Consider the following 21,461-nt stretch of genomic DNA (forward strand, 5'->3'; position numbering starts at 1 on the left):
ATCCCCAGCGGGGATAATATGGAGGAGCCGTATGCGATGACCCGCACGTACGGATCTGTGAGAGGCGCATGAATCATTCATGCGCCTACTCGATTTAGAGATACTAGCGGTTTATTTTGACGTATTTTTATAAAAAGGCTGTTTTCGTATATATTGTTGTTAAAATCTTTTTGCCGATTTCAACTTACAAATACCTGTTTTGCGCTTTGAATTGGAGTATCCAGGCTCTTTTCCAGCTAATTTCCCTGAATAGATTGCATAAGTTATCCTTTTTTTTATGCTACAGCAACAAACTTTGAGAAAAGAGCCATAAAAAAGAAGGAATACAGTGCCTCTAACAAGAATAAATTAGGAAATATCAATAGTTTCGACAAAATTAGTAAGAAGTTGTTGACAGCTTATGACAATCACCACGATGCCACTTGTCTATAATGAAAAAAAGGATATGGCTGGGAGTGATTCATTTTGCGTTCCTATCAAATTTATTTCATAGAGGATGAATTTGCCGGACATTATTACGGCAGGGAAAAAATGTTCTACCAATTGTTTCATGAGCACCAAAATTCCATTGGTGAATTAAAGACGATTCTCGATCTCCAGGTGAACTATATTACGAAATCCATTCCATTTCTTCCGTTTCACCGATTATTGGTCAACCATCTTCAAAAGAGGAAAGATTTTTCGTTTGAAGGGTGTTCCTATCAAGTCGGTTTCACGACGAAAGTGAACGGAGCGGAATTGCTTTGGCATGAGAGATCTCTGCAGCTATGCGCGTGGGGCAGCTATGATTCGGAATTTGCATTTTTCGAGGTTTTACGTCAATTTGATGGGCGGCTGCTGGCGGTTGATTTAGAAAACCAAAGATTCGGCTGGGTAAAGCCGATAAAAGAGAGAAAATACGTTTAAATTGATGATTTATAGGAGAAAAAATTATTGATATATTGTATAATGTCTTGTGGTTTAGTACACTGTAAAGTAGACAACACGAAGGAGGAAATTATCCTATGTTATGGCAATTTATTCTAGTGGGCGTCCTTGCATTGCTTGTCGGTGTCGCGCTAGGATTTTTCATTGCTCGCAAATACATGATGAGCTACCTAAAGAAAAATCCACCAATCAATGAACAGATGCTGAAAATGATGATGATGCAAATGGGCATGAAGCCGTCCCAAAAGAAAATCAATCAAATGATGGCTGCAATGAACAAACAATCCAAGTAATCATTCATCAATATGGACAAGCACTATGTAAAATAGAATTTGTCAGCAAAAAGCACCCAATTGGGTGCTTTTTTGCTTGCAGTATTATTTTTGATTGATTATTCACGGAGAATCCTGGCAAAACTAACAAGTAGTTTTTATTCTGTTGAGGTGACTATTTCTATGTATTTGCTTTTGGTTATGTTTGTCTGGTGTTTTTTTGCTTATAAGTTTATCCGATGGGAATCAGTTAAAGAACAATACCCAACCGTACTGTTCTTTATTGTCATCAATATGACTTATAATATGCTCTATTATCAACATACTTTGTGGGCATTCAGGGGTGTCACAATTGATTGGCTGAATCATACGATCATCAATTTAGCTTTTACATTTTTCATTTGTCCAGCTGCCCTTATCATATATCTACAGCGTTTACCCCATACTAAAAGGAAGATGGCTATATACATGGCTGTCTGGGTAGTGTTCTTTAGCGTACTTGAAACACTTTTTGCGCATAAAGGAATGTATGTATATGGGAATGGGTGGGGCGGCTGGTACAATATTTGGCTTAATCTGGTCTTGTTCATTGTGTTGACTGTTCATTATCGAAAACCGTATTTCGCCATTTCACTATCTTTGCTGGGTGCCATCATTTTCTTCTTGCTCTTCCCTATACCATTGGAACAATTAAAATAGGAGGGTTAATAATGCTGGTTCAAGATTCATTGTCTGTACCTGTATTTCTACTATTGCTGTTTATAAGTTATATATCAATGGCACTTTTCCTCACTAGATGGATTCATACTGAATGAATATCAACAAGACTTAAAAAAGGAAGCAGAATTGTCTGCTTCCTTTTATTGATGGTTTTTAGCCTTATAATATTGGATTATAATGGTTGTGGGGAAAGATAAGATTTGTTTTGTGAAGTTGAACTCAAAAATAAACGATTATAGTCATTTAATAAGCGGTCCAATTCTTGACTATACTCAATGGCTAGGGTAGAATTTAGTCCTTGCTCACAAGCAATCTGAATCAAGTCCGCACGCTTTTGTTCAATTTTATCAAGTAATTGCTGTTTAGACACGGCTGCTTGTCCTTTCCAAAAGTATTTCACCGGACAGTGGAAATATATCCTAATCTAGTACATATTTTCAAATTCTTGTAACTTGTTTTTTATAGTATACCCAATTCTTTACACTTTTTAAAGGAAAATGATTTAAATTTTTTTCGTGCATTAATAATAGAAAAGTCGACTCATTCCTTGTGAATACTGGGTTGCTGTTTTTTTTGAATTTGAAAGGAAGTAAATGCCACAAAAACTTCATATTTAATAAATACATATTTTTCAATTAAGTTTGATAGAATAAAGGCAAAGTAAATACTGGGAGTTGTTTTGATTGAGTGATGTAACTATTTTTCTGGCGTTCGGGGCTGGATTTCTAAGTTTTATTTCTCCTTGCTGTCTGCCATTGTACCCAGCTTTTTTATCTTACATAACAGGGATGTCCGTTAACGAATTGAAAACCGAAAATGCGATGCTTCAAAAGAGAAGCCTGCTGCATACTCTATTTTTTTTACTGGGTTTCTCATCCATATTCATTGCAATAGGATTTGGGACTTCGGCAGTCGGTGGATTCTTTAATCAGTATCAGGATCTGATTCGCCAATTCGGAGCAATCTTTATGGTTCTTTTCGGATTGATGGTCATTGGATTATTGAAGCCTGAGTTTTTAATGAAGGATCGACGACTGGAATTTAAGAATAGGCCGGCAGGCTATGTAGGCACTATCCTTATCGGTATGGCATTTGCTGCAGGGTGGACGCCTTGTACAGGGCCAATCCTTATGTCGGTTATTTATATGGCAGCCTCTCATCCAGGATCTGCGATTGCTTACATGATTGCCTATACACTGGGTTTTGCAGTGCCGTTTTTCATTCTCTCTTTTTTTATCGGAAAGATGAAATGGATTCGAAGGAACAGTATGAAAATCGTAAAAATTGGCGGTTATATCATGATCGTAATGGGAATCATCTTATTTTTTAATTGGATGACTGCCATTATAGGACTTTTCAGTTATCTTACTGGAGGTTTTACAGGTTTCTAATCATTTTATTTCATTTTTCTGTAATAACTCTTGATAAAGAGTTAGAAAATTTGATATATTTAGTGATGTGGTATTTTTTTCTAAATAATCATTACTTTATGACTATGAAACGCATCGAATGGGAATACGAGGGGGATCATCAGTGGCGACGGTATTGATTGTAGATGATGCAAAGTTCATGAGGATGACACTTGCAAATATGTTAAAGAACACGGACCATGTAGTAGTCGGGGAAGCTGAAAATGGCCGGGAAGCAGTCGAGTTATTTGATCAGCTGCATCCTGATATTGTTACAATGGATATCACAATGCCTGAAATGAACGGGCTTGACGCCACAAAACAGATTTTAAAACGACATCCAAAAGCAAAAATCATTGTATGCTCTGCGATGAGTGTCCAGAAAACGGTTATGGAAGCCATAGAAGCTGGTGCGAAGGATTTCATCGTGAAGCCTTTTGATGAGAGCAGGGTTGTAGAAGCCATAAGCCGTGTGTTGTCTTAACGAAATGACCATTAGGATTTTTTCCTGAATGGTTTTTCTTTTTGCCCCGAATGAGATATAATAAAAATCGCAGTTTGTCTTTTCTAACAGAAGAGGCTAAACTGAATGAAACAAATACAATGTTTACTAGATGAAAGAGGGATGATGAACATGTTGATTGCCTCATCCATAATTGCTGTACTAATGGGGTCCCTTGTCATATTTGTTCGAATGAAAGCTTCCAAAAAACCAGTATCAGGCCGAAAAATCATTTTGCCGCCTATTTTTATGAGTACGGGCGCATTGATGTTCCTGTTTCCGTTTTTCAGGGTAACATTGGCCGAGCTCTTAGAAGCGGTGACGGTGGGAATGGTATTTTCTTTATTGCTGATTAAAACTTCTAAATTTGAAATCAAAGAAAATGATATTTATTTGAAACGTTCTAAAGCTTTTGCATTTATCTTGATCGGCCTCTTATTGATACGGCTTGTGATGAAAGCTTTCTTAAGTAAGACGATTGATTATGGCCAATTGAGCGGCATGTTTTGGATCCTAGCGTTCGGTATGATTGTTCCTTGGAGAGTGGCGATGTATGTGCAGTATAAAAAGCTGCTCGGCCAGCTGGATGGTCCGTTTCCGACGAAATCAATATAATCATTAAGACCCACAGTACTGTCACGTACTATGGGTCTTTTTTTCTTCTTATTTAAGATCTTTTAAACTGTCCAATACTTCAATGACAGACTCGCCTCCTGCCGAGGTTACCATTGCGTCGATCTGTCTTCTGGAATCATATAGCCGTCTGTCAAAGTCAAAACTTACTTGCTCTCCGTCTTTTAAGTTGAATATCAATTTCTTCGGAACTTGAGTCCCGCGTTTTTTTACATAAACCTGCTCCATTTTTTCAACGTCTGCCCATTTTATTTCTTTTTCATCCAGGGTAAGCAGACCATTATAATAAAATCCATCCGCTGTTCCATAGTGATACTCATCAATACTGACATAAGCCCCTGCAAATGCAGCTAGAATAACTACGGCAGGTATCCACTTTTTTATGGAATGTATTGGGATTAAAAGCATTCCAACCCCTATGAGGGCAATGGATGATGCAAACACAATATAAGTCATCGGGCTTGAGACAAAAATAAATGTGTTTTCAGGTTTATAAAATATCTCCCTTAGCATTTCTCCGAGGAAGAGTGGAGAAATTAATGAAGATAAAATTATGATGATTCCCCCCGGAATAAAAAACGCGGAATTTCGATCTGTTTGTAGATTCATGATATACCCCCTGTTTCTCTGTATAGTAAAATTTTACAATAAATACGTTCATTTCGTATATGTTTTTTTGTATAAAGAAAAACACCTTTTAGAAAAGGTGTTTGTAAGGATGAAAATCAATATTTAATTCTTGAAGCTTTTTTTTAAGAAATTTATGGTCTCTTTTAGGAGTTGCTTGGATATATCCACGTATGACATGATCCATTGAAATAGCATCTGCTTTTTCATTCATTGCAATCTGGCCTATTTTTCCGGCAATCTTCTGCCGGGCAACATCCCTGAATAAATCCGGAACCGGGCTGACGAGCTCTTCAAGCAATTCTTTCTTATCTGGCTTCCAAAGCTGCTTTGTTTGACTCACATAATATTCTTCCCAATCCAGATCGGATTTCCCGTCTTGCTTCGGCATTCTTTTCAAAAATTTCCGAAACATGAAAAATCCACCGATAGCAAAGGAAGAAACTAGTACAACAATCCAGAAAAGGATAAAAACCAAAAACCATCCGCTAAGTGCAGTACCCACTTTTTTCACCTCAAATTATTTCACGATCCTATATTGTCGTTATTATTATAGACAATATTGAAATAAGAAGACAAGTGATTTATGAGAGGAAAGAGGGGAAAAACGACTGGAAAAAGTTAGTTGAATAATAGGAATATTTATAATATTGGAGCTTTTTGAATTTGATGAAATATTCCTTTACCAATATTTCTCACCATGATATGATGAATCTCGGCAGGGGGGATAAACTTCTGCTGAACATCGGGGACTTCTACATAGATAAGAAGCGACCAGGGATTAGGGAAAAAATTAAAAAGGGAAATGGAGGTTGATCACCAATGAAAAAATTATGGTGGTTAGGCTTAACTCTATTATTGGCAGTATCTGTAGCAGCAGGCTGCTCAAGTGATGGAGAAAAATCAACAGACAAGAAAGATACAAAAGATACTGAATCAGCTGAGTCCAGCAAAGAAAATGTTCAATCTGACATGATTGATTTCTACATGAACTTGACTGGAACTATCAATTCAGCTGATACTGACGTTCAAAATTATGATGCTGCCGCTGCAAAAGAAGAAACGAAAAAAGAAGATTTAGCAGCAATGGCTCCAAGTGCTGCAGCTTCTGCTGAAGCGGTTGCAGGAAAAATCGGTGAAGTAACTGTTCCTGATTCTTTAAAAGATTACAAATCTGATTTAGAAGCAGCTTTGACAGATCTTAAAGATTCTTATTCTATGAAAGCTGAAGAGCTTAAAAAAGGCGCTGACGCAAATCTTGATGCAGCTAATGAAAAATTAGCATCTGCAGATGAAAAGATGGGTTCAATCCTTGAAAAAGCAGGATTGACAACTGCAAGCATCACAAACGACGTTAACTAATTATTGAGTATTGAGGACCCCCTGCAATTGCAGAGGGTCCTTTTCTATAATAAAAAACCCTCTGACCTAAAAAAGTAGGATCAGGGGGTTTTTTAACGAATATTCAGCTCCCGGTACTGGCAAAGTTATTATTTGGTGATGGACCTCCCTAAAAAGCAATGGCGTAAATAAAGAGAATTTCTTGAACTACTCACCACTTAACACCCTCACGGGTCGTTTTAAGTGGGAGATTCCTAAATACAGAAGCCCCTTGGCTTCTAATGGATTAGGCTAGCCCCGTAGTCCCTACGGTTAGAAGTCTTATGGCTTCTTTTTGAAGATTTTGTCCTGCGTTAAGATCCCTATCGTGGGGTGTTCTACATGAAGGGCAATCCCACTTGCGAAGGGCAAGGTTCTTAACGTCTTTGTTTTGGTAGCCACAGCTCGAACACAATTGAGAACTCGCAAACGTTTTCGACACCGCAATAACACGCTTTCCGTACCATTTTGCTTTGTACTCCAGCATGGTGCGAAATTGTGACCAGGCTACTTCACTGATCGCTTTGGCCAACCTATGATTCTTTTGCATTTTGGATACTTGCAAATCTTCAATCCCTACAACATCGTGGTTTTTGATGATGTGGGTGGAGATTTTTTGCAAGTAGTCTTTTCGTACATTTGCGATTTTCTCATGAATACGGGCAACTTTGCGTTTTTGTTTTTGAAGGTTCTTTGCTTCATCCCATTTACACTTTCTTTTCAAGGCGGACTGTTGGCGTCTAGAAAGAACTCGCTGGGCATCAGCCAGTTTCTTTTCCAAATGACGAAACCATTTAGGATTGCCAAACACTTCACCCGTTGATAAAATGGCAAAGTCTTTAAGTCCTAAGTCAACACCAACAGAGGAACCTGTTTTTTCATATAGATGTACGTCCATTTCTGCCAGAATGGATACAAAGTATTTGCCGCTTGAAGTCCGTCTAACAGTCGCATGAAGAATACGTCCCTCTACCTCACGACTTTTGGCAAAGCGGATCAAACCAAGTTTTGGCAGTTTGATTTTTTTGCCGACTATGGCAATATTTCCGTTGGTATACCTCGTTGTATAGGATTGTACGTGATTCTTTTTCGATTTGAACTGGGGAGCCTTGTTTTGTTGTTTGAAAAAACGTGTATACGCATCCGCAAGATGTTTGAGCGAGGATTGAAGAGCAATGCTGTCGACTTCTTTTAACCAGCCCAATTCCTTTTTCATTTGGGTTAAGGCGGCTGAACAGGAGTGGTAGGTTAATCCTTTGCCGGTTTCTTTGTAGGTATCATTCCATTGGGCTAAGAACCGATTGAAGACGAAGCGACAACATCCGATGGTTCTAGCAATCTGTCCTTCTTGTTCTTTGGTTGGATAGATCCGAAACTTATAGGCTTTGTTGACCAGCATGGCTTTCATCTCACCACCAGTAGGGAACGTTTGTTCTTATTGTATCACAAAGAGGGAAATTTTGGCTACCACCAACTGCCATTCATCTCCCCCTTATCGTTGGGCTTTGCCCTTCACACGATTGAAGAGGGAGTCTTCTGTCAGAAAAATGATAAAATGTGGATCCTTTTAATATAGTAATGTGGTCAAACACGATTTTTTAGAAAAGGCTGTTTTCGTAAACATTGTTGTTAAAATCTGAAAGCCGATTTTAACGTAAAAATACATGTATTGCGCATTGGGATAAAGTATCCAGGCTCTTTTCGAGCTAGCTCTTCTGCATATTCTGCATTGATCGCCTAAGTTATTCTGTTTTACTGCATAAAGTAACAAACATTCAGAAAAGAGTCTAAGAAAAAGGTTGAAGTGATTTGCTGGATAAATACAGACAGCATACCAATGATAAAAAATGGAATAAAATTCTTATTTGATACAATCGTTTCATCAATCGCCATCATAAATGGTATAATGGAATAATAAAGAAGTGGCTGCATTAGTGATGCCATACTATTCAAATTATATATAAAAGGAGTAATAGTATTGATTATTGAAGAATATGTCCAGGAACTCGAACGGAAAATAGAAAAATACGAAAAAATTTTACAGGATATCTCAGCACCGATAATCCCTTCTATTGTACCAAGTACCATTCTTGTTCCTCTTACTGGTAGACTGGATGAAAATCGATTGAGCAATGTCAGGGAGAGAATCCTGAATTCGGTATATGAACAGGATATTGATACAGCCATCATAGATTTTACTGGGATCGGACACTCTGAAATAGAAGAGCTGGGGTATGGCCAATTGGCTAAAGAGGTTTCAGATATTTCACATTCATTGAAATTAATGGGGGTCGAGCCGTTGTATGTGGGCTTTGCACCACATATCATCCGGGATATCATTGATTCGGGAATAGCTTTTCCATTCAAAGCACACTCAAATTTCAAAACAGCACTTCAGTATTTAATGAAGAAAAAGAAAATGAAATTCGACGAAACGTCCGAAGAAGAATGATGACAAAAAAGAGAAGCCAATTTGCTTCTCTTTTTCCATGTCATTAAACGAATAGATACTAATTATTCACTCCCAATTTCTGAGAGTTTTTAAGTATACTAGATATAGAATATTGGAGGGGATAAAATGAAAGCATACATTTTTTTAGCTGCGGCCATTGCTTCTGAATTGATCGGTACATCTATGCTGAAGGCTTCCGATGGATTTACAAAAGCAGGACCGGCAATCGGTGTCGTCCTGGGGTTTGCTTCTGCCTTTTTCTTTCTTTCCCTTTCACTGAAAATGATCCCTCTCAGTATTGCCTATGCTATTTGGTCTGGAGCAGGAACCGCTGCCACAGCCGTAATCGGGGTCTTGATATGGAAGGAAAAGATCAGCATGGCGACACTTGCAGGAATTATATTGATCATTGCAGGAGTAATCGTCATAAACCTTAAAACGCAAGTGGAGAAATAAAGCAAGAATTATTTAAATAAGAAATTTCAAATGCATTTTATGAGGTGATAATTGATGAAATTTATACATACAGCCGATTGGCATTTAGGAAAACTGGTGCATGGCATTTATATGACAGAAGAACAGCGGGTTGTCCTTGAGCAGTTTGTTCAACTCGTTGAAGAGGAAAAGCCGGATGCCGTCATCATTGCCGGCGACCTTTATGACCGCTCCATTCCGCCGACGGATGCCGTGGATTTGCTGAATGATATCCTATTTAAAATCAACGTCGAATTGAACACGCCGATCATTGCCATTTCCGGCAACCATGATAGTGCAGAACGCCTTTCGTTCGGTACATCCTGGTATAAGCACAGCCATTTTTATTTAAAAGGAAAATTGACTGATGATTTCAGCCCCATCATGCTTAATGATGTGCATTTTCATTTGGTCCCTTATGCTGAGCCCGGACTGGTAAGACAAATTCTCCAGGATGAATCCATCCATTCTCATCAGGATGCGATGAAATCAGTAATCGGCAAAATCGAAAGTCAAATGGATCAGGACAGTCCGAATATATTTGTAGGACATGCCTTTGTATTAGGTGGTAAAGAAACCGAATCTGAGAGGACATTATCGGTGGGTGGATCAGGGTGTGTTACATCCGACTTATTTGGTCCATTCAACTATGCAGCACTAGGACATCTGCATAGTCCTGATGCTTTAAGACATGATAGTGTCCGGTATTCGGGATCTCTATTAAAATACTCCTTTTCAGAAGCAAAGCAGCGGAAAAGTGTTTCCATCATCCATATCGATTCAAAAGGGGACATCAATATCGAAGAACGCCTGCTTTCTCCTGCAAGGGATATGAGGGAAATTGAGGGACGCCTTGAAGAATTGCTCGATCCGTCTTTTTATCAAAAACAAAAAATCGATGATTATTTAAAAGTTACACTGCATGATGAAGGTGCGCTGATTGATCCCATCAATAAATTGAGGCAAATCTATCCGAACGTCCTTCACCTTGAAAGGAAAATCGATGTGATGGATATGAAACAGAAGCAGGTATTCCAATCCATCAGAAGCGAGAAAAAGTCAGAGTTGGAGCTTTTTGAAAGCTTTTATCATGAAATGACCACGCTTGATTTTTCAGAAGATAAGAGAGAAATCATGGAATCAGTGATATCAGTCGTAAAAGGGGAGGAAGAGCGGAAGTGAGACCATTACAGCTTACAATGCAGGCATTCGGACCATATGCCGGCACTGAAAAGATAGATTTCACGAAACTTGAAAATAGGACGATGTTTGTGATTTCTGGGAAGACTGGAGCGGGAAAGACGACCATTTTTGATGGAATCAGCTATGCCATTTTCGGTAAAGCAAGCGGAGACGATCGAAATGGCCCTGATTTGCGCAGCCAGTTTTCTCATGATTCGACTCCAACAGAGGTTTCGCTGCTCTTCTCATTGCGTGGTGAAACCTATTCCATTTCGAGGGCTCCTCAGCAGGACAAGAAAAAAGAGCGGGGAGAAGGTTTTACAACAGTCGGCGCCAAGGCGGAATTATATAAGATAGAAGAAGATGGGAGCCAAAAGCTCCTTGGTTCAAACGTAAGGGAAGTCGATGAGAAAATAAAAGAAATCGTCCAGCTGGATGCGAATCAATTCAGGCAAATTTTGATGATCCCACAGGGGGAATTCCGAAAGTTGCTCGTTTCGGACAGTAAAGACAAGGAACAAATCCTCCAAAGGCTCTTCCATACAGAATTTTATAAAAAAATAGAGGAAAAGCTAAAGGAAGAGGCAGCCGAGTTAAAAAGATCAGTGGAAAGGCAAATCGTCCAAAGAAACAGCCTGCTGCAGCAGCTGCACTCCGGGAATGATCCAGAACTAGATGCCTCCCTTAAAGAAGAACAGATAAATGATCATTTAATTATTCCGTTGGCTCATAAAGCAATTGAAGCAATGGAAGTGGATTCTAATTCCATGAAAGAAACGGTGGAAAATCTTCAAAAGAAAAGGGATGAACTGCAGAAGTCCATTTATCAGGCTGAAGATTTGCATCAACAAGCCAAGCAAAAAAATGAATTCGAAGCAAGAAAAAATGAATTAGAATCAAAGAAAGAGGAAATGGAAAAGAAAAAACAGGACATTGCCTTTGCATATAAAGCCTCCCGCCTGCAGCAGCAAGAAGAACTTTGCCTACGACTTCGGAAAGATTATGATGAGAATGTGAAGAGGTTAAATCAAATTAAAGGCCAAAAAATTGAAGTTGAAAAGGCACTTGAAGCTGCTTTGGAAAACTACCTTAAGGAAGAAAAAAGAGAAGATGAAAGAAATCTGGCGGCTGAAAAGGTTTCATATCTGAATAACATGAAAGAGGAGATCAAGACTTTTGATTCTCTGCAATCGGAAACCAACAGATTACAGCAAGAACATGAGAATGCAGTCAAAAAACGTGATGAAAGTAAAAAATCATTAGAAGAACTTGATTCACGTACCGAACTTCTTAAAGTAAGAAAAGAATCAGTGGAAAAAGCACGGTATGCAAAGCTTGAATACACTGCTGAATTAGAGAAGCTTGATCATCAACTGCAGCTGTTGGACAAGCTGACTAACTCTATCATTCAATCTGAAGCAAATCGGAAGAATGTCATCTTAGTAGAAGAGAAGGTGCAAAAATTCTCCAATGCCCTTAATGATGCAAAAGAAACTTTGAACTACTTGGAGAATAAATGGAGGCATGGCCAAGCGGGGCTATTAGCGAAAGAATTGGTCAATGGGGATGCATGTCCAGTTTGCGGTTCGAACCACCACCCTCAACCGGCTTTAATAGATGAAAACATTCCTACTGAATCCGATTTGAATGCAGCAAAAGAATCAGTCAGACTGGCAGACGCAGATAAAGCGAAGGTGGAAAATGAGCTTTATCAAGTGAATGCCAGACTGGAAATGCTGCAAGAATCGATTAAGGAGATGGAGGATTCTGCATCCCGGCTCATTCCTCATTTTCAAATTGATTTCATTGACTCCATACTACAAGAGGTAAAAGTCAAACAGGAATCCTTAAAAGCTGAACTTCAAAAGGTGAATGCGGCTGTTGAAGAAGAGGAAAAAATAAAGCAGCAAACCGCAGCAGCAGAGTCTGCCAGAATGGAAATGCTGAAGCGATTAGAAGAATTGGAAAAGCTCCATTCAATGTCAAACGAGCATTTTATTGAAAAGAGGACTGAACTGCAGAGGGTGAAGGAGAGCATTCCTGAAGAGCTCCGGAGTATGGATGCCTTTCAAGTGAAATTAGCGGAAGCGATAAATCAAAAACTAATGCTGGAACAGTCCATGGAAAAGGCCAGGAAGCGCCATCAGGAATTAAAAGAAACGTTTTCTGGCATTCAATCAAAGATGGACATTTTACATGAAGCTGTCAGTAAATCCGAACAGTCGCTGAAAGAAGAACGGGAAAATTTTAAAACGATGCTTGATGAACAAGGTTTCTCTACTTACCAGGATTATGCTGGTGCCAAAAATACTGAAACAGAAATACAAGCATTAGAAAATGAGTTGAAGGATTATGGGGAAGAGCTTCGATCTGTTACAGATCGGTGCCATGAACTGGCTCTTAAGCTAAAGGATAAGATTCTTCCAGACTTGGCAATGCTTCAGGAATCCTTTAAAGAGCTATCTTCCGAATTAGGACAAAAACAGGATGAATTGACGAATCTTGCTATCCGTATAAAGGAAAATAAATCGATCTTAGCTAAAGTGAACGTGATTAATTCAGAGATGAAGGAAGCTGAAAACCGCTACCAAGTGATTGGTCATCTCTCAGATATGGCAAGAGGCCAAAACACTTATCGATTGACTTTTGAACGGTTCGTCCTTGCTTCTTTCCTTGATGAAATCCTAAAAATTGCCAATGGAAGACTTTCGAAAATGACCAGCGGCAGATATCAATTATTAAGAAAGACAGACAGATCGAAAGGAAATGTCCAGAGTGGACTGGAACTTTTGATTTTTGACCAATATACCGGTCAGGAACGGCATGTAAAGACACTTTCAGGTGGAGAGAGCTTTAAAGCATCCCTGGCTCTTGCATTAGGGCTGGCTGATGTCGTCCAGCAGCATGCCGGGGGAGTGTCTCTGGAGACGATGTTCATTGACGAGGGATTCGGTACATTAGATCCCGAGTCATTGGATAATGCCATTGATGCTTTAATGGATATTCAAAACAGTGGAAGGCTTGTCGGAGTTATTTCACATGTGCCTGAATTAAAGGAGCGCATCGATGCAAGGCTTGAGGTCATCAGCAGCCAGAGCGGAAGCTGCACAGAATTTAGATTCATAGGGTAGCAGGAAGCGCAGCAATCAATTTGCTGCGTTCTTTTTGCCTTTAAAGTATGGTATTAATAAACTCTCCACATAATGAATGGTAGAATCATTATGGCTATGGAAGGAGTTTTTAGGGTATGCTGAAATATTCCTCAATAGATCAAAGTGTAAGAGAAGAGGATCGCCTCGTTCTTCCTGAGTCTAAGGAAGATATCATATGGATTCATTTCAAACCTGAGAACAAGGAAAAATTCGACTTGTTTCTAGAAAGCCTCGATATCCATCCGTTGGCGAAGGAAGAGCTGGCGAAGTTTGATGATATTCCGAAGGTAAATGTTTATAAAAACGTAGCCGTCATGACGTTATTTGCCATACAGGATGATTTTACAGAAGCCAAAATTACCATACTCGCAGGCGAGAATTTTGTCATCACTAAAGAGGGAGAGAAAATAGGGCTGCTGGAACAATTAATGCCGGATTTGCTGCAGAATCCTGAACATATGAAGTCAGTAGGCCTTATTCTTTTCCATATATTTAATAAAGTAACAATGGTAGATTTAAGAATGATCGATCGAATTGCAGACTCCATCCAAAAGCTTGAGAGGGAAGTCTTTGATCAGCCATTTGATAATGGGATTGCCCGGAAAGTGTATCGCTGGAAAAGGACTCTCCATCATTTAAGAAACGGAATTGAAGCGCAGGGAAACATGATGGAAACGATCGCAGGTTCTGAGTTTCCATTCATTAATGAAAATGCAGGATTTTATTTTCAATCCTTGAATAACAGCTTTACACGTGTAATCAATGGAATCGATGGCTTCAGAGCGAATTTGGACAGCATATTCAATTTGCAGATGACCCTTAAAGCCGATCATTCGAATGCTATAATGAAAACATTGACCCTATTCAGCGTCATTTTTATCCCGATGACATTCATTGCAGGTTTGTATGGAATGAACTTTTTGAATATGCCGGAATTGAAATGGCGGTACGGCTACCTTTTTGCATTGATTCTGATGGCGGGCATAGGGACGAGCATAGCTTTCTACTTTAAATCAAAAGGATGGTGGGGGAGAAAGAAGCTGTAGTTTCCTATAATAATTCGATTCTTTGAGAAGGAATTTATCGGTCAGGAACAGAATTACCTAAATGGCTGATTCTACCCAAGGAAACCTAAGATCCAGGAGAGACAGAAGAAAATGGCGGGGAAAAGAAAATGGATAAAAAACAAATTGGTATAGATGCAGGCGGTTCTCTTATTAAGATTGCTTATTTTGAGAATGGCATGCTGCACACAAAAATGTACAGTAATGAGCAAACAGACGAATTTATGGGATGGATTTCGTTTCTCAGTTTAAATCATAAAGTGGTTTTAACCGGAGGAAAAGCTGTGAAACTGAGAAATCATTTTCAAGGAAGTAAAGTCATTCCCGAGTTTGAGGCAACGGCAATCGGAACAGATTATCTGCTGAAAAAGGAAAAGAATGTAATGGGTGCCTATATCTTGACCATGATTGGAACAGGAACATCCATTCAGTATATCCACCAAGGAAAAGGAGAGAGGCTCCTTGGCAGTGGAATTGGAGGAGGTTCTATCCTTGGTCTTGGGCGATTATTGACTGGGAGCACAAATTTTCATGAATTAATGGAGCTTGCAGAAAAAGGGCAGGCAGGAAAATTGGATCTTCAGGTCCGTGATATTTTTGAATCGGATGATACGCCCATTCCAGGTGACTTGACAGCTGCTAACTTTGGAAAGGTGTATGGAATGGACACATTTTCAAAGGAAGATCAAATGGCAGCTGTCACTAATATGGCAGCGGAAACAATTGTACTCCTCTCCACTCAGGCAGCACTGTCCAAGGGAGTCAGGGACATTGTATTTGTGGGAGGGGCCATTGAAGGTAATACATATTTTAGAAAAAGGCTTGCGACATTCAGGAAAATGATGGACTACACCCCCCATTTTCTTGATAGAGGTCCATTTGTCGGAGCGATTGGTGCAATGCTTTCGGGGAATTGAACAGGGGATTGTAGGGCTGGCTTATGCCAGTCCTTTTTAATGAAAAATGATATATCAGAATTTGCCCATGCTAGGGTTTCTGCATTGATAGAATGAAGTATTCATGATTAAATCAATATAGAATACTTCTGAATGAACGACCCGCAGAAAGTGAAAGGAAGAATAATAATGAATTCACATTTTGAAAGTCCGAATTGGGGCCAAGTCTGGTGGCAGTTAACTCGTCCACATACATTGACTGCTTCTTTTGTTCCGGTCCTGATAGGAACCATCCTGGCTTTATTGTATTCGAGATTCCATTTTTTCTTATTCTTGGCCATGATGCTTGCTTGCCTATTCATTCAAATAGCCACGAACTTATTTAATGAATACTATGATTTCAAAAGAGGGTTGGATACGAAAGAATCCGTCGGAATCGGAGGGGCAATCGTTAAGGGCGAGTTAAAGCCTCGTACAATTTTAAATGCTGCTCTATTATTATATGGTCTTTCTATCCTGCTTGGCGTGTACATCTGTATGAGCAGCAGCTGGTGGCTGGCGATGGTCGGGCTTGCCGGAATGGCTGTCGGCTATTTATACACAGGCGGACCGCTGCCAATTGCTTACACTCCTTTTGGTGAAGTTCTGGCCGGCTTATTTATGGGCAGTATGTTCATACTAATCTCCTTTTTTATTCAAACAGGCATTGTTTCCCGTGAAAGTATATTGATTTCCGTACCCGTAGCTATTTTGGTTGGCGCCATCAATATGGGAAATAATATCCGCGATCTTGAGGGAGACAGGGAGTTCGGCCGTAAAACACTCGCCATCCTGATCGGACCTAAAGGTGCTGTCGTAATCCTTGCCGGCATGTTTATCGCTGCCTATGCATGGATTATTGGGCTGGTCATCTGGGACGCTGCTTCTCCGTGGCTGCTCCTTGTTCTTTTGAGTATAAAAAAACCAATCGATGCAGTTAAAGGCTTTAAGGGGAGGACGTCTGCCAAGGAAATGATGGCTGCCATGAAGGCAACTGCCCAAACAAACACAATCTTTGGATTTTTGATATGCATCGCACTTTTAATTCAATTTTTTATTGAAAAATAAAATTTCTATTGACTTTATCGGAAAAACTGAATATATTAATTTTTAACTAAATAAATGAAACGTTGAAAAGGATTAGTAAAATGCCGCAGTCCTATTTCAGAGAGGGAATTGAGTGGTGAAAGATTCCTATGGGACAGCATTTGAACCTGCCTTGGAGTTCAGCATCAATTGAAGATGCATGCGGAGAAGATCCGTTAACAAAAAGAGTGTGCCAAAGAAGCATTGCTTTGGCAAACAAGGGTGGTACCACCAAGCCTCGGTCCCTTTATGGATCGGGGCTTTTTTGCGTACAAATTTATTGGAGAGATGGGTGAACTACATGGGAAAAGATAAGAAATTTGTAGAAGAAATTACGGCAATGGAAACAGACTTTGCACAATGGTATACAGATGTAGTAAAAAAAGCAGACCTGGTTGACTACGGCTCTGTAAGGGGCTCAATGATCATCCGTCCCTACGGATATGCGATTTGGGAAAATATCCGGGATGTGCTTGATGCAAAAATAAAAGAAACAGGCCATTCGAATGTCTACATGCCGCTCTTTATTCCTGAAAGTCTCCTTCAAAAAGAGAAGGACCATATTGAAGGGTTTGCACCTGAAGTAGCCTGGGTGACTCACGGGGGTGATGAAGAGCTTCATGAACGTTTATGTGTAAGGCCGACATCTGAAATTCTCTTCTGTGAACATTACGCCAATATCATTCACTCCTACCGCGACCTCCCAATGCTTTACAATCAATGGAGCAACGTGGTGCGCTGGGAAAAGACAACACGTCCGTTCCTTCGCTCATTGGAGTTCTTATGGCAGGAGGGCCATACATGCCATGCGGATGAAGAGGATGCTATGGATGAAACATTAAAGATGCTGGATGTCTATGCGAACGTATGCGAGGAATATCTTGCCGTTCCAGTTCTCAAAGGCAGGAAAACGGAAAAAGAAAAATTTGCAGGCGCAGTTTCCACCTATACAATTGAAAGCTTGATGCATGATGGGAAAGCACTGCAGTCAGGGACTTCCCATTATCTAGGCACAGGGTTTGCTGAATCCTTTGGCATTCAATACAGCGATAAAAACGGAGAGCTGCAGCATGTCCACCAAACTTCCTGGGGAATCACCACCAGGCTCATCGGGGCCTTGATCATGGTCCATGGGGATAATAGAGGACTTGTAGTGCCGCCAAGAATTGCACCGACTCAAGTCATGATCGTCCCAATCGCCCAGCATAAAGAGGGTGTCTTGGACCGCGCTTATGAATTGCGCGATTCCTTGAAAAAGGCTGTTCGTGTTGATATTGATGCAAGTGATAAGATGCCAGGATGGAAATTCAATGAATATGAAATGAAAGGCATTCCGCTCCGCCTTGAAATCGGGCCGAAAGACATCGAAAAAAATCAAGTGGTCCTTGCAAGAAGGGATACAGGAGAGAAAGAAATTGTCAGTATAGATGAGTTGAATACTAAAATTCCTGAACTTCTTGAAGAAATACAGAAAAACCTCCTGGAAAAGGCAAAAGACCACCGCGAAAAGAAAACGAATCTCGCAATGAATTTGACAGAGCTCCAAAATAGCCTGAATGACAACCCTGGTTTTGTAAAAGGTATGTGGTGTGGGGAACTTGCCTGTGAAGAAAAAATCAAAGAAGAGACAGGGGCAACTTCCAGATGCATTCCATTTGAACAAGAAAAGATTTCTGATTCCTGCATGTGCTGTGGAAACAAGGCAGATCAATTAGTCTATTGGGCTAAAGCATACTAAATATACGAATTATAACATTCTTCCAATGAAATGAAAGATGCTTGGAAAGAATAAATCCTCTTATTCCGTGGAAACTACGAGTTATATGAACGGATGGGAGTTGCACTGAATGAAACAGCTTTGGAGAACTGCAGCCATTATTTTTGCCCTGAATTTCTGCATATTGGGGATGGCACATGCGCAAAAACCGGTTCCCCCTTATGCAAAGTGGGGGCGATTGGCTGTTGAAAAAACAAAACAAAAATACCCTAAAGCGAATGTCGTAGACTACCTGCATATCGGCCGGGAGATCAAAGGGGCCGATGAGGTTGAAAAATTCAAGCTTTGGCTGAAGGAAGGCAAGAAAGAATTCGGGGTATATGTGACAATCGAATTCGACCCCAAAACGGATCAAGTCAAAAGAATCATCTTAATGAAGACGCCTCGGTGATAAGAAAAGCGAAGGCGCATCGAACAGCTCCGACCAGCATAAGACGGAACTCGAAGGAAATCCTGATTTCCGTAGAGGTACGGCTTATGACTCGAGGGGCTAGGCGCTGGAGCTGGACACCACTTCACTCAGAATCTTTATACTTTCTTTTCTATTAAAAAATATGCAAAAGAAAAAGAAGCCTATTTGGCTTCTTTTTCTTTATTGCCCACGCTCGACACTTTGCTCTTTTAAGATATCCCTTATTTCACGCAAAAGCAGCTCTTGTGGATCTGTTTTCGGGGCAGCGGGCTTTTGTTCCTTACGTTTGAACTGTGTGATAAGTTTAACAAAAAAGAAAATGGAAAAAGCTACAATGAAGAAATCAACGACTGATTGTAGGAAGGCACCGTAGGTAATGTGTGCTTTGTAAAAGTCGATGGAAAGTTTGGAGATATCAATACCTCCCAATAACATTCCGACAATCGGTGTAATGATATCATTTACCAAGGATGTCACGATCTTGCTGAAAGCAGCGCCGATAATGACCCCAATGGCTAAATCCATTACATTCCCTTTCAAGGCGAATTTTTTAAATTCCTGCCACATATGTTTCGCTCCAATTCTATATGTATTCTCCGATTATTATAGCGAAAAAGATTCACTTGTAAAAGAAGGGGATTATCTTGAAAAGCCAAAGCGACAATGACTAAAATATAAATAGATTCAGAAATTTTGTTTGATAGAATAGGGGGTGCAGTATGTTTGTCCTGTTATTGACCATGCTTGAGCGGCTTGGCATCATTGTGACCATTGCTTTTATTTTGACACGCTTTCGATTTTTCAGGGCAATGATTTATGAGAGGGAATTAAAAAAGAAACAGCAATATATCGCCATCCTGTTTTTCGGCTTTTTTGGAATCATTGGTACATACAGCGGAGTGACATTCAATGCAGATTCACTGGACTTTAACCGGTGGGCGAGCGGATTGACCCATGATGAAGCGATTGCGAACTCGAGGGTGATCGGTGTCGTGATTGCTGGTCTGCTTGGAGGATACAAAGTGGGAATCGGTGCCGGATTGATTGCCGGCATCCATCGTTTCACGCTAGGGGGTTTTACTGCGGCTGCATGTGGTCTAGCCACTATTTTAGCAGGGATAATTGCCGGAGCTTTTCATAAAGAACATCGGCAAATCAAACTCACCAATGCTTTCTTCATTGGGGCAGGTGCAGAAATGGTACAGATGATCATCATCCTTTTTTTAGCCGATCCATTCTTAAAAGCATTGAATCTTGTTGAAATGATTGGCATTCCCATGATTTTTGCAAATGGAATCGGTTCTGCCCTGTTTTTGCTGGTCATTAAAAATGTGGTGAGTGAAGAAGAAAAGGCTGGTGCCCTTCAAGCTCAGGTGACACTAAGGATAGCAAATAAAACCATTCCATTTTTGAGGAAAGGATTGAATGGGGAATCAGCGGAAGCGGTGTGCAGCATTTTAATAGAAGAAATGAAGGCTTGTGCCGTATCAATAACAAATCAAGAAAGAATTTTAGCTCATATTGGCAAGGGGAGGGATCATCATTGTCCCGATGAACCCATTCAAACACAGATTACAAGACAGGTGCTTGAGACAGGGGAAATGATCGTTGCCAATGAAAAATCCATTGATTGTGTTAAAAAGGACTGCCCGCTTAATGCTGCCGTCATTGCACCGTTAAGACAAAGGGGGAAGACAGCAGGGACGCTTAAAATTTATTTTCAATCGGAGAAAGAAATCAACAATATCAGCATCGAATTGATATCAGGACTTAGCAGCCTTTTAAGCAACCAATTGGAGATGGCTGAAGCTGAGCATGCCTTTCAATTAGCGAAAGAGGCAGAAATCAAAGCACTGCAGGCGCAGATTCATCCTCATTTTTTATTCAATACGATGAACACCATCGTTTCACTCATTAGGGTTGATGCTGATAAAGCAAGGAAGCTGCTTGTTTCGTTTTCAAATTTCATCAGGCAGAATTTGCATGGGACAACCGAAACGACTACAACCATCGGGAATGAGTTAGATCATGTGAAAGCATATCTTTCAATTGTAGAAACACGATTTGTCGATAAGATCCAGATTGAATACCAAATAGATGAAAAGGCACTTACAGTGAAAATCCCTCCGCTGACACTGCAGCCATTGGTGGAAAATGCCTGTCAGCACGGGTTCAGGGATAAACAAGAACAATGGAACCTGGAAATCTCAGTTCAAACAGTAAGTGAAGGGACAATTGTAGGGGTAAAGGACAACGGATACGGGATTGAAGAGAAGATGCTGGAGCGGATGGGAAAGGAATTAATGGCTTCCGAGTCAGGTTCAGGACTTGCTTTATATAATATCAATAGGAGACTCTCCATATTGTACGGGCCAAAATCGACATTGAAGATTCAAAGCAAGATTGGGGAAGGGACGATGGTATCGTTTTTCATCCCATCAAGGGAGGAAGGATGAA

22 protein-coding genes and 1 other annotated feature are annotated in these 21,461 nt (G+C 40.1%); of the genes, 17 read left to right on the top strand and 5 right to left on the bottom strand.

All coding sequences use genetic code 11. The features are described from left to right. Positions 1-465 precede the first annotated feature (465 nt). The 3 genes from sirA to DFR59_RS03535 all read left to right on the top strand — a co-directional run bounded on the left by sirA (position 466) and on the right by DFR59_RS03535 (position 1,898). Positions 466-906 carry a sporulation inhibitor of replication protein SirA gene (sirA, locus tag DFR59_RS03525; RefSeq protein WP_114744253.1) on the top strand — a complete coding sequence of 147 codons (441 nt, stop codon included), beginning with the start codon at positions 466-468 and terminating at the stop codon, positions 904-906. A gap of 98 nt (positions 907-1,004) precedes the next feature. After that, positions 1,005-1,220: a YneF family protein gene (locus DFR59_RS03530; RefSeq protein WP_114744254.1), complete on the top strand. Its 216-nt coding sequence runs from the start codon at positions 1,005-1,007 to the stop codon at positions 1,218-1,220. 162 nt (positions 1,221-1,382) lie between these two features. Next, positions 1,383-1,898, top strand: a complete 516-nt coding sequence (locus tag DFR59_RS03535; protein ID WP_114744255.1) for a CBO0543 family protein — start codon at positions 1,383-1,385, stop codon at positions 1,896-1,898. Between the two features lie 193 nt (positions 1,899-2,091). On the opposite strand, the gene DFR59_RS03540 is transcribed toward DFR59_RS03535, so the two are convergent. Continuing rightward, positions 2,092-2,289, bottom strand: a complete 198-nt coding sequence (locus DFR59_RS03540; protein ID WP_114744788.1) for an aspartyl-phosphate phosphatase Spo0E family protein — start codon at positions 2,287-2,289, stop codon at positions 2,092-2,094. 313 nt (positions 2,290-2,602) lie between these two features. On the opposite strand from DFR59_RS03540, the gene DFR59_RS03545 reads away from it, so the two are divergent. The 3 genes from DFR59_RS03545 (at position 2,603) to DFR59_RS03555 (ending at position 4,445) form a co-directional block, all read left to right on the top strand. Then, positions 2,603-3,310, top strand: a complete 708-nt coding sequence (locus DFR59_RS03545) for a cytochrome c biogenesis CcdA family protein (RefSeq protein ID WP_114744256.1) — start codon at positions 2,603-2,605, stop codon at positions 3,308-3,310. Between the two features lie 142 nt (positions 3,311-3,452). Then, positions 3,453-3,812 (top strand): response regulator, encoded by a 360-nt coding sequence (locus DFR59_RS03550; protein ID WP_114744257.1) that lies wholly within the window; start codon positions 3,453-3,455, stop codon positions 3,810-3,812. A 144-nt stretch (positions 3,813-3,956) separates the two neighbouring features. Beyond that, positions 3,957-4,445, top strand: a complete 489-nt coding sequence (locus tag DFR59_RS03555) for a CcdC family protein (RefSeq protein ID WP_425454694.1) — start codon at positions 3,957-3,959, stop codon at positions 4,443-4,445. 48 nt (positions 4,446-4,493) lie between these two features. On the opposite strand, the gene DFR59_RS03560 is transcribed toward DFR59_RS03555, so the two are convergent. Together DFR59_RS03560 and DFR59_RS03565 are read right to left on the bottom strand one after the other, a co-directional pair. Continuing rightward, positions 4,494-5,072 (bottom strand): hypothetical protein, encoded by a 579-nt coding sequence (locus tag DFR59_RS03560; RefSeq protein WP_114744258.1) that lies wholly within the window; start codon positions 5,070-5,072, stop codon positions 4,494-4,496. A gap of 88 nt (positions 5,073-5,160) precedes the next feature. After that, positions 5,161-5,595: a DUF2621 domain-containing protein gene (locus DFR59_RS03565; RefSeq protein WP_114744259.1), complete on the bottom strand. Its 435-nt coding sequence runs from the start codon at positions 5,593-5,595 to the stop codon at positions 5,161-5,163. A gap of 317 nt (positions 5,596-5,912) precedes the next feature. Here DFR59_RS03565 and DFR59_RS03570 point away from each other — a divergent pair, with 317 nt between their 5' ends. Beyond that, positions 5,913-6,452 (top strand): hypothetical protein, encoded by a 540-nt coding sequence (locus DFR59_RS03570; RefSeq protein ID WP_114744260.1) that lies wholly within the window; start codon positions 5,913-5,915, stop codon positions 6,450-6,452. A gap of 265 nt (positions 6,453-6,717) precedes the next feature. On the opposite strand, the gene tnpB is transcribed toward DFR59_RS03570, so the two are convergent. Next, positions 6,718-7,869 (bottom strand): IS200/IS605 family element RNA-guided endonuclease TnpB, encoded by a 1,152-nt coding sequence (gene tnpB, locus DFR59_RS03575; RefSeq protein WP_114744790.1) that lies wholly within the window; start codon positions 7,867-7,869, stop codon positions 6,718-6,720. Positions 7,870-8,448: 579 nt separating this feature from the next. Here tnpB and DFR59_RS03580 point away from each other — a divergent pair. The 9 genes from DFR59_RS03580 to DFR59_RS03625 all read left to right on the top strand — a co-directional run bounded on the left by DFR59_RS03580 (position 8,449) and on the right by DFR59_RS03625 (position 18,983). Then, a complete protein-coding gene (locus tag DFR59_RS03580; protein WP_114744261.1) occupies positions 8,449-8,922 on the top strand; it encodes an STAS domain-containing protein in 474 nt (157 codons plus the stop codon). 126 nt (positions 8,923-9,048) lie between these two features. Continuing rightward, a complete protein-coding gene (locus DFR59_RS03585) occupies positions 9,049-9,378 on the top strand; it encodes a DMT family transporter (protein ID WP_114744262.1) in 330 nt (109 codons plus the stop codon). A gap of 54 nt (positions 9,379-9,432) precedes the next feature. Next, positions 9,433-10,578, top strand: a complete 1,146-nt coding sequence (locus DFR59_RS03590; RefSeq protein WP_114744263.1) for an exonuclease SbcCD subunit D — start codon at positions 9,433-9,435, stop codon at positions 10,576-10,578. Continuing rightward, complete coding sequence (locus DFR59_RS03595) at positions 10,575-13,709, top strand: AAA family ATPase (RefSeq protein ID WP_114744264.1); 3,135 nt, start codon at positions 10,575-10,577, stop codon at positions 13,707-13,709. The genes DFR59_RS03590 and DFR59_RS03595 overlap by 4 nt, the downstream gene beginning before the upstream one ends. A 116-nt stretch (positions 13,710-13,825) precedes the next feature. After that, a complete protein-coding gene (locus tag DFR59_RS03600) occupies positions 13,826-14,776 on the top strand; it encodes a magnesium transporter CorA family protein (RefSeq protein ID WP_114744265.1) in 951 nt (316 codons plus the stop codon). Between the two features lie 128 nt (positions 14,777-14,904). Next, complete coding sequence (gene coaW, locus DFR59_RS03605; protein ID WP_114744266.1) at positions 14,905-15,711, top strand: type II pantothenate kinase; 807 nt, start codon at positions 14,905-14,907, stop codon at positions 15,709-15,711. A 168-nt stretch (positions 15,712-15,879) separates the two neighbouring features. Continuing rightward, entirely contained in the window at positions 15,880-16,797 is a 918-nt protein-coding gene (locus tag DFR59_RS03610) for a 1,4-dihydroxy-2-naphthoate polyprenyltransferase (RefSeq protein ID WP_114744267.1), read from the top strand. 53 nt (positions 16,798-16,850) lie between these two features. Then, positions 16,851-17,065 (top strand) — a binding site (T-box leader). A 51-nt stretch (positions 17,066-17,116) separates the two neighbouring features. After that, positions 17,117-18,553 (top strand): proline--tRNA ligase, encoded by a 1,437-nt coding sequence (proS, locus tag DFR59_RS03620; RefSeq protein ID WP_114744791.1) that lies wholly within the window; start codon positions 17,117-17,119, stop codon positions 18,551-18,553. A 109-nt stretch (positions 18,554-18,662) separates the two neighbouring features. Then, the gene (locus DFR59_RS03625; protein ID WP_114744269.1) at positions 18,663-18,983 is read left to right on the top strand and encodes a DUF3889 domain-containing protein; all 321 of its coding nucleotides are present in this window, start codon (positions 18,663-18,665) and stop codon (positions 18,981-18,983) included. A gap of 201 nt (positions 18,984-19,184) precedes the next feature. Here the strand turns inward: DFR59_RS03625 and mscL are convergent, their stop codons facing one another. Further along, positions 19,185-19,571 carry a large conductance mechanosensitive channel protein MscL gene (gene mscL / locus DFR59_RS03630; protein WP_114744270.1) on the bottom strand — a complete coding sequence of 129 codons (387 nt, stop codon included), beginning with the start codon at positions 19,569-19,571 and terminating at the stop codon, positions 19,185-19,187. A gap of 152 nt (positions 19,572-19,723) precedes the next feature. On the opposite strand from mscL, the gene DFR59_RS03635 reads away from it, so the two are divergent. Next, positions 19,724-21,460 carry a sensor histidine kinase gene (locus DFR59_RS03635; protein ID WP_114744271.1) on the top strand — a complete coding sequence of 579 codons (1,737 nt, stop codon included), beginning with the start codon at positions 19,724-19,726 and terminating at the stop codon, positions 21,458-21,460. Position 21,461: the final 1 nt, after the last annotated feature.

It is taken from the genome of Falsibacillus pallidus (assembly GCF_003350505.1).
Lineage (GTDB): Bacteria > Bacillota > Bacilli > Bacillales > DSM-25281 > Falsibacillus > Falsibacillus pallidus.